This is a genomic window from Nonlabens sp. Ci31 (genome assembly GCF_012974865.1).
Classification (GTDB): domain Bacteria; phylum Bacteroidota; class Bacteroidia; order Flavobacteriales; family Flavobacteriaceae; genus Nonlabens.
This window is the reverse complement of the sequence record NZ_CP043633.1, coordinates 916,414-928,491: the sequence shown is the minus strand read 5'-3', so window position 1 is coordinate 928,491 and position 12,078 is coordinate 916,414. Positions and strand designations below refer to the sequence as shown.

The 12,078-nt window shown below is 37.6% G+C and carries 11 protein-coding genes and 1 pseudogene; 7 read left to right on the top strand and 5 right to left on the bottom strand.

What is annotated here, in order from left to right:
* From F0365_RS04185 to F0365_RS04175, 3 genes and pseudogenes are all read left to right on the top strand, one after another.
* Positions 1-540: an RNA methyltransferase gene (locus F0365_RS04185; protein ID WP_169932541.1), complete on the top strand. Its 540-nt coding sequence runs from the start codon at positions 1-3 to the stop codon at positions 538-540.
* A 137-nt stretch (positions 541-677) separates the two neighbouring features.
* Positions 678-1,565 (top strand): annotated as a pseudogene (locus tag F0365_RS04180) (IS1595 family transposase).
* Positions 1,566-1,666: 101 nt separating this feature from the next.
* On the top strand, positions 1,667-2,266 hold the full coding sequence (locus F0365_RS04175; RefSeq protein WP_169932540.1) for a T9SS type A sorting domain-containing protein: 600 nt from the start codon (positions 1,667-1,669) through the stop codon (positions 2,264-2,266).
* Positions 2,267-2,370: 104 nt separating this feature from the next.
* Here F0365_RS04175 and F0365_RS04170 read toward each other — a convergent pair whose 3' ends face one another.
* The 5 genes from F0365_RS04170 to F0365_RS04150 form a co-directional block, all read right to left on the bottom strand.
* The gene (locus tag F0365_RS04170) at positions 2,371-4,149 is read right to left on the bottom strand and encodes a MutS-related protein (protein WP_169932539.1); all 1,779 of its coding nucleotides are present in this window, start codon (positions 4,147-4,149) and stop codon (positions 2,371-2,373) included.
* Between the two features lie 136 nt (positions 4,150-4,285).
* Positions 4,286-4,654: an MmcQ/YjbR family DNA-binding protein gene (locus tag F0365_RS04165; protein WP_169932538.1), complete on the bottom strand. Its 369-nt coding sequence runs from the start codon at positions 4,652-4,654 to the stop codon at positions 4,286-4,288.
* Entirely contained in the window at positions 4,654-5,274 is a 621-nt protein-coding gene (locus F0365_RS04160) for a DUF4230 domain-containing protein (RefSeq protein WP_169932537.1), read from the bottom strand. The genes F0365_RS04165 and F0365_RS04160 overlap by 1 nt, the downstream gene beginning before the upstream one ends.
* A gap of 9 nt (positions 5,275-5,283) precedes the next feature.
* Entirely contained in the window at positions 5,284-6,108 is an 825-nt protein-coding gene (locus F0365_RS04155) for a cyclase family protein (RefSeq protein ID WP_169932536.1), read from the bottom strand.
* Positions 6,109-6,111: 3 nt separating this feature from the next.
* Positions 6,112-8,988 (bottom strand): WD40/YVTN/BNR-like repeat-containing protein, encoded by a 2,877-nt coding sequence (locus F0365_RS04150; RefSeq protein WP_169932535.1) that lies wholly within the window; start codon positions 8,986-8,988, stop codon positions 6,112-6,114.
* Positions 8,989-9,251: 263 nt separating this feature from the next.
* On the opposite strand from F0365_RS04150, the gene F0365_RS04145 reads away from it, so the two are divergent.
* The 4 genes from F0365_RS04145 to F0365_RS04135 all read left to right on the top strand — a co-directional run bounded on the left by F0365_RS04145 (position 9,252) and on the right by F0365_RS04135 (position 11,880).
* On the top strand, positions 9,252-9,509 hold the full coding sequence (locus tag F0365_RS04145; protein ID WP_169932534.1) for a hypothetical protein: 258 nt from the start codon (positions 9,252-9,254) through the stop codon (positions 9,507-9,509).
* Between the two features lie 90 nt (positions 9,510-9,599).
* Entirely contained in the window at positions 9,600-10,016 is a 417-nt protein-coding gene (locus tag F0365_RS04140) for a hypothetical protein (RefSeq protein WP_169932533.1), read from the top strand.
* Between the two features lie 269 nt (positions 10,017-10,285).
* Positions 10,286-10,387: a GGIII-like transmembrane region-containing protein gene (locus F0365_RS16770; RefSeq protein ID WP_410505473.1), complete on the top strand. Its 102-nt coding sequence runs from the start codon at positions 10,286-10,288 to the stop codon at positions 10,385-10,387.
* Positions 10,388-10,587: 200 nt separating this feature from the next.
* Positions 10,588-11,880, top strand: a complete 1,293-nt coding sequence (locus tag F0365_RS04135; RefSeq protein WP_169932532.1) for an aminopeptidase P family protein — start codon at positions 10,588-10,590, stop codon at positions 11,878-11,880.
* Positions 11,881-12,078 lie beyond the last annotated feature (198 nt).

Below are 12,078 nucleotides of genomic sequence, written 5' to 3'. Positions count from 1 at the left end.
ATGAGAAAACTCCTAAACGAAGAACTGGACCGCCTGACTACCGAAGGTTTTAAAGAAAGTGATAAAACACCATTAGTCATTGTGCTGGATAATGTTCGGAGTTTAAATAATATAGGTTCCATTTTCCGTAGTGCAGATGCGTATCGTGTCGAGAAAATCTATTTATGCGGTATTACCGCACAACCACCACACAAAGACATTAGAAAAACGGCACTAGGCGCCACAGAAACTATAAATTGGGAATACGCAGAGCACACGATTGATGTAGTAAACAAACTCCATATACAAGGCTATACGACTTGTGCAATAGAACAAGCAGAGCGTTCTCAAAACCTGTATAATTTTACACCAGGAAAGGGTCAGAAAGTAGCCATCGTTTTAGGTAACGAGGTAAAAGGCGTCCAGCAAGAAGTGGTAGACTCGTGTAAAGAAGTCATAGAATTAGACCAGTTTGGTACCAAACATAGTTTAAACATCTCTGTTTGTGCAGGGATTGTGATCTACGATCTGTTTAATAAGATTAGTTTGTTGAGAGGATAGTTTTATATCTATAAAAGTATTGATTAAATACACTATCAACATGGGTATAAATACCCATGTTGATAGTGTATGCAAATTAAAAATAATTGAGTTAGTCATATAGTTTCCATATCTTGTTATCATTAATAACACGGGTTATGGAAGTATTTAAAGGTCAAAATATACTGAGTTTTGTTAAAGAACTGCCAGATGATGATGCTTGTAAAGCATATTTAGCAAAAATAAAATGGCAGGATGGTTTTACATGTACAAAATGTGGTCACACTAAGGGCTGTGAAAAATCTGGTTATAGATATCATTGTTACAGTTGCAATCACGTTGAAAGCGCCACGGCAAATACCTTGTTTCATAAGGTTAAATTTGGTTTGCAAAAGGCATTCTGCGTTGTGTTTGAAAGGAGTACTAGTACCAAGAGTGTTTCCAGTGTTCAAATGGGAAAGCGATTTGATATCCGTCAAGGTACCGCTTGGTATTTCATGCAGAAAGTTAAAAAGGCAATGAAAAGCAGTTAAAAATATCCTCTAACCGAAATAGTTCATGTAGATGAATTTACCGTAGGGGGAAAAGAACAAGGCAAGCAAGGTAGAAGTTACGATTCAAAAAAGAAAAAAGCAGTGATAGCGGTAGAACTGAGCGCCGAACATAAAATCAAAAGAGTTTATGTGAAGTCTATAGATGATTACTCAGCTAAATCACTAACTCCAATATTTGAAGAACATATAGATCCCTCTGCAAAAATAGTTACCGATAAATGGAGAGGTTATGCTCCACTTAAAAAGAATTATGATATAGAGCAGAAGCTAAGTAATAACGGAAGTAATTTTAAAGAACTACATGTTGTAATTATGCAGTTAAAATCTTGGTTGAGAGCAATACCTACCCATGTTAGTAAATGGCATGTGCAAAGCTACTTTGACGAATTCTGTTTTAGAATTAATCGATCTCAATCCAAACAGAGCATATTCCATAAAACAATAGAAAGAATGGTAATAGCTAAACCAATTTATCATAAAGATATAAAATAGATGCTAAGTGTGTAACTCAAAAATTAAATTCAAACGGTACGCTACAATGGGGATCTAATGCATTTTACTCCACCAGAGGTATTTCCACAGGATACGCTCTTGTGGTCAATGGTTATGAGGGAGCTATGGGTGGTTCTATGGGCAATGCGAATAATTGGGATGGTGTTAGTTTTAATAGACCCTTACTTAGCAACGCACAAGACCCAGTCGTGGTTTGTTTTAATAAGAATACAGGTAGTGTTATTGCTATAGAAGATGTAGAAAGACCTTTTGGTTTTAATGATGAGGTCACTGCTCTTGCTGTAGATAATTTTGGTAATTATATAGTAGGTGGATATGTGACGAGTTCGCTTTTTAACAATGATCCTAACGTTCCTGTAATTACCAATTCTGGTGGGGACAGTGATTTCTGGTTTGCGCGACTTGCCAAAACAGATTGCAATGGCGTGCCATTAAGCAATGATAGTTTTGAAAAATCAAAAGCAAGTATTTCTCCTAATCCAGCACAGGGTAGGGTGCAGGTTAACGGTGATGAGAATTTTAGTTCCTATTCTATTTATAATATAGCTTGGCAAGAAGTGCTTTCAGGAAATTTATCTAGCGATCAACAACTGAATATTTCTACCTTATCTTTAGGAATGTATTTTTTGAATTTGCAAAGTGATGTTTCAAATCACATATTAAAATTGATAAAGGAATAATAGGTTGTTTTAAAATTAAAAACATATTTTTCACTAACTCACTAACTCACTAACTCACTAACTCACTAACTCACTAACTCACTAACTCACTAACTCACTAATCCCTAATTATCCACTATCCCCATTTTCCTCAATAAGAAACTCGCGTTCATATTAGTAGCGACGCCATCTTTGAATTTGTAATCAAATGTCAGCTCGTCATTAGTAATGTCGGCATCAAAAAAGTAGTTGGAAATACTGTTGTATTCATCAGCCACTTCGGTAAGACTCAGATCGTGTGTAGCAATGATTCCTGTCGCATGTTTTCTGGAGAGCTTCTCCATCAGTTTACGAGAACCGTTAGCTTTATCCTGGCTGTTTGTTCCCTTAAGAATTTCATCAAGAACTATAAAATACCGATCGGTTTCTATTTTATCTACCATGTATTTGAGACGTTTTAACTCGCTAAAAAAGTAGGACTCATCATCAGTTAACGAGTCGCTAGTTCTCATGCTTGTAATCAGTTTTATAGGACTATAAGTGACTTCTTGTGCGCAAACCGGTAAACCTGCGTTAGACAGCACTATTTTCATGGATATGGTCCTTAAAAACGTACTTTTCCCAGCCATGTTAGCCCCAGTAATGATAAAGAACTCACCAGAAGAAATGTCGATGTCATTTCCTATAGACTTTTTAGGGTCCAATAATGGATGATGTGCTTGGGTAGCTTTTAACTGGAAACTTCCTTCTACAATAGTAGGATAGCTATAATTAGGATGGTTGTAGGCAAAATTACCTAGCGAGCTCATCGCATCAACTTTTGCTGCAGCTTGTAACCAGTGCTCCATATGCAAGGCATTTTCTTGTAACCACTGTTCAATGGTATACACTTGCTTTAAATCCCAAAGACCTAAACCGTTTGCAAGCACACCAAAAAGCATGTTATTTCTTTGATCCAGCCTTCCTATTGTTCGGGCCAGCTTGTGAAAACGTTCTGAAGCTGGAGCGCCATCAGTCGTGATTTGTGATTTTAATTCAACGAGCAATTCACTCTCAAAATTCTCTTGTTCAATAGCTAAAACCAACTGACTGTACTGACTAAAAAACAATTCGAGACTGCTGATGTTGGCAGAAAAAGCAGTGATTCTTTTTATATATTGCCCGGTAATCCCTAAGCCGACAAAAAAGACAGCAGATGGAATGTAACCAGAAACCAAATCATAGAAATAAAGTGCAAAGGTTGCTATACTCAATGCCAGCCACAACCAGCATAACCAAGAGAATACTTTGGGTACAAAAGCTTCGTAGTTTTTAACCCAACGCAACATGGATTTAGGATCGCGATCTTGATCGAGCAAAGTGGCTGTTGCCCAAAACTCTTGTCTGAAGTCAACTTTACCCGCCAGCTCTTTTACCGCTTCTTGTTTTTTTTCAATGTCGTTGATGTCATTGCTATTGAGTTTTTGCGCAAGCGAGATCACACCATCTTTAGTAACACTCCTATTTAAGTACTGGAATATAGAGCCTGTTCCAAAAAGATCAATATCACGATTGTACTCATGGTCATCGGCCAGAAATTCTTTACCAGACCGGAAACCTTGATAATCTCGATCTAAAATTTGTAATTCCTTAGCATTAATATCCCTTAAGCCGATTTGAAAATCACGTTTGCGTTTGAGGTTTTCATGTCTAGAAACTAGAAAAAGAAATATCCCAAAAAATACAAATCCAGTTAGAATGGCGTATTGCCAATAATCAAAAAGGAAGTAGATAGCTGCCGCACCAGCAATAAATACCAGAAACCTAATCGTACTCGAAAGTCGCAATTGATTTTGTAATCGATTGCTGGAATCGGTGAATTGAGCAATACGCTCGTTATAAAAGGAGTGGAGTTTTGATTCCAAGAGTTTTTTTTTATTTGTTATTGGATGTAGCATTTTAAAATGCCTGTTGAGCGAGTTGGATAGTCACCATTCTATAATTAAATCTATTCAAGTCTATAAAATACCATTTTAGGGATCTCGGGTTTATCGTCTTTTCTTAGAGGTTTTTTAAAATTTCTTTATCCTTACGCGTCAGCTTGGAGACGACAAGATCGTAACTGTGATTGATCCAATGTTGTAATTTTTCTCGGGGCATATCTCGATCTGTATAAATGGTATTCCAATGTTTTTTATTAGAATGAAAACCACCAATTACGGTTCCATCGTATTGCTCTCGGAGTTCTATAGCTTTTTCTGGGTTGCATTTTAAATTAATGGTTTTTTCTCCACGTTCCCACTTTTCAAGCCCTGCGAGACAAAACATTTTATTCATCACCTTAAAAACCAAAGTCACTTCATCAAAAGGGAACTCTTCTGTCACTCCTTTTTTTGAAAGGCAATAATCTCTAAGTTCGTCTATTTCCATTAAGAATCCAGCTTTTTACTTTCTAAAGTTTCATGGAGAATTAAGTCGTTGTAGTCAAGGGTCCATCCTATAGTAGCAGCAAGTCCTTCCATCATTTTAATAGCTTGTATAGCTTCTTTTTTGGCCTGATCCATAAGGCCGCTTTCAGGAATCTTATCAATAATGTGTTGCTTGGCATTGCGCGTTACTTCGGTAAGGTCGTCACTGGTAAAGTCGTTGGTCCATCCTTCAGACTTATCGTAATAGCTAAAGTCTGTTGCTATACTTAGAATTTGTGGCTGCGGGAAATTTTTAAGATGTATAGTCTTCTTTTCTGGATCGCTATCCATTTCGATTTTAGTCAGGTCAAAACCTATAGGAGCTTTTGCTTTGATCAAAATAATCGCCTTCTTTTTACCTAAGAGAAAGTTAGCAATCTTGTTTTTTACATTTTTGTAATGGTAGATTTCAGAAAAATCTCCTTCCACTGTTATGAATTTGCATACCGAGCGTATCTTTTCCATAAGAACCACACTTTGCTCGCGAGTATTCTCTTTTTTACCGCCTTTAAAAAACAGTTTGAATATGAAAAATGATGCGACGGCTCCTAATGCCAGTCCCAGAAAAAATAATACATCCATAAAACAAATTTACAATATCTCGTACAGAATAGGTCGTGAAGGTGCAGCATCATTTTCTATAGGAGCTACTTGAAGGTCCATCATATAGAGACCGTCTTTTATGTGGTCAGGAACATAAATCAGTTCTGTAATGGTGGCGTCAAGTCGGTGCTCCCCCTTATAATTCCAGAATTCTTTATGAGCCAGTAGTGCACCATTGTCTTTCTCTTTATCTACGCTCGGTAGGTCTATTAGAAGGTGTTGAATACCGCTTTCGCGAAAGCGAAACATCAATCCAGCATCTACATACGGCGGATTGCTGTTGGAATAATTCTTAGTTTTCTTATTCTCAAGATTAGGCATCGTACGCAAGATCACAGCATTTATTCCAGCTTTTAAAGGGGCAGTAACGGATTCATTAATCACCAGATCGCCATTTAATTCTTGTGGAGTGATACTTATCAATTGGGCTTTAAAAAAAGTGTTGTCCAGCGCATCATTTACACTGTGGAATTCCTCAGTAATATGACCTATACACTCGGTATGCGTCCCATGACTATGCGGATTAAAATTAAGGTCGTTAAAATTAGTCGAGCCGCCCAATTTTACATTCCCCACATAACCATCTACTTCCACATAGTTGATTTGAGGCTGGTCGATGTACCAGGCACCTACGCCAGCATTATGTTGTACCGCAAGACTGATGTCTAATGGTTTTGAAAGATCAATGGAGACCTGTTCGTTTTCCAGCTGTATGGTCGTTTTCATAATAAATGTATCGGTTAGAGGTCTATTTTCCTCCACACAACTGATCATAATGGTAACAGCAGCAATAAGGAGAAGGCAGTTCTTCATAGTTTACTCTACGATTAATTCCTGTGCAACACTTCCAGAATTACCAGTTAATTGGATAGAATAAGTTCCTATAGGCAGGTAATACTTCCCGTTTTCTGCTTTTTCAGGTCTGTTTTCTTTGTTAAACCTCTTTAAAGCATAGTCGCCTAGCGTACCATCATAAGTGTAAAAATTAAGACCCACACTTGCTGTCATTCCGTTTTCATAGATCGTTTTTCCTTCTGCATTAAGGACTTCTATTTTTACTTTTCCTGCCATTGGTGCGTAATAGGTAAGTTTTACTTTAGGTTCTGGTCCCCCACTCCACATAAAACCTTGTGATCCATATCTGGAGGAAGCTCTCATTTTATCAACTTTTGTCATTTTGAAAGCAATCTCTGAATTTGGTTTAATAAACTCTTCTCTGCTACTTACATTTAACAATTCAAGAGCATCTAAGTTGGTCGTATAAATAGATCTTCCATGCGTCCCGATCAATATATCATTTGCAACGGGCTGTATTTTCATATCGTGAACGGCAACTGGTGGCATTCCATTATTCAATAGATCCCAAGTGGTTCCTGTATTGGTACTGATATAGCTCGCATTATCTGTTCCCACAAAAAGGATATTCTCTTTTTTAGGATGCTCGATGATCACATTTACTGGCGATGTAGGAATGGTGTTTCCTATGGAAGTCCAAGTCTGACCATAATCATCACTTTTATAAACATAGGTGGTAAAATCGTCAAATCTATAACCGTTAAGGCTGACATAAACACGTTCCTTTTTATGTTGAGAAGCTACTACACGGCTTACCCATAAGTTAGCCGGCCAGTCACCTTGGATAGAGTTCCAGCTCGCACCGCTATCTTTGGAAATTTGAACCAACCCATCATCAGAACCTGTATAAATTAAACCAAATTGAAATGGAGATTCACTGATGGAAGTCAGTGTTCCGTAAGCTACATTTCCTTCTTTCTCACCTTGAGTAAGGTCTGGAGATATGGCTGTCCAGTCATCACCTTGATTCATGGAACGGTGTAATTTATTTCCACCTAGATAAAGGATATCTTGATTGTGCGAGCTCAATAGAATAGGAGTTTGCCAGTTGAAGCGATAAGGAGATTCTCCCAGTTCATGTTTAGGCTGTATATAAGTCTGCTTTTCTTTTTCACGATCAATTCTGTAATAATTACCAAATTGGTATCCCGTATAAACGATATCGCTATTTCTAGAATCAATTTGAATTTGCATTCCGTCACCACCCATTATAGTTTCCCATGGATACTGTCCTTGTTGATGCCAGGCTCTGTTTTCTCTTGCATTGTGAGCACCTACCCAAACACCGTTATCTTGTAAGCCACCATAGACACGGTATGGTTGTTCCATATCGTAATTGATCGCATAAAACTGTCCTACGCTAGGGGAGTTGTTTTTGATCCAGGTCTCACCATCATCATAAGAAATGTTGAGGCCGCCATCATTACCGTTGATTATGTGACCGCGTTTGTTTGGATTGATCCATAAAGCATGATGATCTGCATGTACATTTTCTTTAGAGATGCTGCTCCAGTTTTTACCACCATCGTCAGATTTGATAATAGGCACACCCATAGCGTAAACATGATTGACATCGCTAGGATCTACTCTTACTTGAGCAAAGTAGTAACCGTAGCTGTAGAATACGCCATCTATTTGTCCTTCGTGAGTTTTATTCCATGTTTTTCCACCATCGTTAGAACGGTAGAGCTCTGCCCCTTTTACGGGGGTATCAAAAAGTTGTGTATTGGCATTTTCCAGATATTTTGCTACATCTAGAGGAGTGGCATCTCCAGCACGTACCATATTTTTTACGTTTTGTGCACGATACTTTTCTTGAAAACCGTTTTGTTTTAAGAAGGTATTGAGTTTTTTATCGTCCAGTTGAAGAAAATTATCTTTGGACATGGATTTAAAATCGTCTTTAGAAAGGTCTTGATTGCCCGCTTTTTTAGCATCTAAACTTTCTTTAGGCCTTCTAAATTGAGAATCGTGAATCGCATAAACCGTGTTAGCATCATACACGGCAAGACCTATACGTCCCACACCAGTTCCAACAGGAAAGCCACTTTCTTCTGTGGTTATTTTAGTCCAGGTTTGTCCTGCGTCAGTACTTTTATAAATCGCACTGGCAGCTCCATTTCCATCAAAATTCCATGCTTTACGGTCTTTCTCCCAACTGGCAGCATACATGATATCAAAATTCTCTGGTGCAGCAGCAAGATCAATAACGCCAGCTGATTCTCCAGTCACTAATCGTTTTCTCCAGCTTTTACCACCATTATCTGTGGTATATATTCCTCGTGCTTGACTCTTAGAGTATAAAGGTCCAGTTACGGCAACGACTACATGATCAGTGTTTCTTGGGTCGATTAAAATACGACCTATATGATGAGAGTCGGTTAGCATAGGTTGGCTCCAGGTTTCCCCCCAGTCTGTTGATTTCAATAAACCTATTCCAGCATAACTACTGCGACTAGAATTATTCTCTCCAGTTCCTGCCCAGATCGTTTTAGAATTCCAGTCTACGGCAATATCACCAAGATTAATCGTACCCGCATTATCCATAATAGGAGTAAAGCTGGTTCCATTATTATTAGAGTACCATAATCCACCGCTGGCATAAGCAACGAGCATTTCGGTAGGGTCGGCTGGATTTATATCTACGTCTACAACACGACCAGACATTACTGTAGGTCCTATATTTTTGAATTCTAAGTTTTTAAATGGAGAGGAGGAGGCCATTTGCTCCATTTTTTCCAAGCTATTTTGAATCTCAACGGCAGTTGTTGGCGCAGGGTTCTGAGCAAAGGATATAATAAAGGAGCTGATAAATAGAAAAGAAAGAATTTTCTTCATGATACGTTTTTTATTTTCGTGTTTAAAGATAAGGACTTTGAGGCTTAACCTGACCTAGAATATTGAATTTGAAGGTTGAAAGTAAAGACCGTCTAGAAATCAACCCAAGGCTTTAACTTTCTTTTTCCATAAGGGTAGAATTAATTCTACCCTTATGAGAAGTCACGCTATAAGAAAACTGACTTTACCACTACTGTAACAGAAATGGGACACCATTTTTATAATATTAGCACATAAAAAAAACAATACCAGCCATATTTGCCATGACCTTGATATTGTCTTGCAAAAACGAAAATACAGAAGCTGCTTTTACTGATGAAGAAATGAAAGCGGAAAAAGAACTGGTAGATCTACCTCAATATCTAGATGGATTAAAAGATGTTCTAACGGCCCATGGCGGTCTTCAAAAATGGTCTGAAATGAAAAGTATGACTTACGTGATGGACGATCAAGAAACAGTTACAGATCTTAAAACTAGAGATATTATAATAAAAGCACCCACGCATACCATAGGTTTTTAGTATGGAAAAGTACGGACCGCTCAGGGCAGTTCTTAATTTCCAGAAGCAAGAGCACGATTTTATCACAATTAGATGTTCTATTTCTATGCGATGCTTTTTTTATTAGCAGACGATGGAATTGTTTATAATGAAGCGAATTCACTAGATATGGGTGGTATTACTTATCCAGGAATTAAGATAGGCTATGAAGCAAATATAGGAGACACTCCAGACGATACTCATATTTTATATTACCATCCTGAAGCTAAGAAAATGGAATGGCTTGCTTACGGAGTTACTTATGGAAAGGATGGCACATCTAGTCAATACAGCTTTGTCAAATACAACAAATGGCAAGAAGTAAATGGTTTATTAATTCCTGAAGAGATCACTTGGTGTAAGATTAAAAATAACAAACCGATAGAATCTGCTGGAAAAGCAAGAATTTTTACAAAAGTAGATAAAGACGCTGCAAATATGGATAAAATGACATTTTCAAAACCTGAAAGTGGTGTTTATGTGGAGTAATGCTTTTAAGCTTATCAATTTGCCACATACTTTTGGTAGTGTGCTATGCTTTTGGGCCATTTGTTTTCTACTTCGAATTAGCACATCACAACGCCTTTACAATTGTAAGTACATTTAGCACAAATAACAATTCTAATCGTTTCAAGATGTAACAGGTTAACTATTTGTTTTGGTTTTGTCTCGAGCCGTTTTCGATCTCATTATTTCGACTGCTTTTTTTATTGGTGAAAAAAGTATAAATTTATAACAACAACCAAAATCAAATACCTATGGAAACTGCAAGATATTTTATCATCGGTTTTACCCTTTTAATCGTGCTATTATTAGTGGTTACTTTTATGAAGAATCGCAAGAAAAAAAAGCGTTCTTAATAGGGAGTCTTTGGTTATGACGGTCTATTTTTACTGTTAATCAGTTCTAGTTTTCTTTGCTATCTACTGGTCTATTCTTACCTTGCTGCTCGCGGTAAGTCCGTTTTCCGTTTTTTTAAGAAAATAGAAGTATATGCTGAATTTGATTCAGTTCAAAAGCGGTCTCCAGCCATTGTTTAAACCTAATTACAGACCTTATAATGAAATACCATCCTATAAATCCGAATCTTTTTATCAAAAACCGAAAGAACTTTATGGCCAAAATGAAGCCGTCTAGTCTTGCCGTTTTTAATTCCAATGATGTTTTTACAACAGGAGCAGACAGTACCTTACCTTTTTCTCAAAACAGAGATATCTTTTATCTAAGTGGGGCAGATCAGGAGCATACTATTTTATTGTTGTTTCCAGAATGTCCAGATCCTGCGCATAGAGAAGTGCTTTTTGTGACAGAAACAAATTCACATATAGCCGTTTGGGAGGGAGAGAAACTCACTAAAGCAAAAGCGACGGAAGTTACGGGTATTAAGACCGTTTACTGGTTGAGTGATTTTGACAAAAAGTTTTTTGAAATGATGACGCAATGCGACAGCATTTATTTCAATACTAATGAGCATTACCGTCAGGCCGTTGAGTTAGAAACTCGTGAGGACCGATTCATCAAAAAAACTAAAGCTCAATTCCCAGCACATAATTATGCAAAGTCAGCTCCGATTCTTCAACGACTGCGAGCGGTAAAAGACCAAATCGAGATTGATGTGATGCAAAAGGCCTGTGATATTACCAACGCAGCGTTCCGCCGTGTGTTGAATTTTGTAGAGCCTGGTGTTATGGAATATGAGGTAGAAGCGGAGTTTTTGCATGAGTTTATCAGAAGACGTAGTGATGGATTTTCTTACACACCTATCATTGCTAGCGGTAATAATGCAAATGTGTTGCATTATATAGAAAACAACCAAGAATGTAAGAGTGGTGATCTGATGTTGATTGACGCTGGTGCACAGTATGCTAACTATTCCAGCGACATGACCAGAACAATTCCTGTTAACGGCCGTTTTACAGAAAGACAAAAACAGGTATACAACGCTGTTCTAAAAGTAAAAAATGAAGCGACTAAAATGTTGGTACCTGGAACCTTATGGAAAGAGTACCACATTCAGGTAGGTAAAATCATGACTAGAGAATTGTTAGAATTAGGCCTTATCGATAAAGCTGATGTTCAAAACGAAGATCCAAACTGGCCAGCTTATAAAAAATATTTCATGCACGGTACCTCACACCACATCGGTTTGGACACGCACGACTATGGGGTTCTATGGGAACCAATGCAGGCAGGAAATGTCTTTACGGTCGAACCAGGGATTTACATACCTGAGGAAGGTTTTGGTATCAGACTAGAAGATGACTTAGTGATCAATAACAGTGGCGCTCCATTTAATTTGATGAGAGACATACCTATTGAAGTGGAAGAGATTGAGGATATTATGAACTCTTAGATGAGTATATAGCAGGCAGGTTTGTTTTATTATTTGCAGTACAAAATGAAATGTGAGTAGGCAGTAAAACGATATAATTTTTTATGAAAAGTATATTCAGATTTACAAGCAACAGCTGGACCATGCGCATTGTCGCTATTTTGACAATTTTATATATCGGCGTTTCCCTTTTATTCGAAGAGGAACTTAGTGTATCCA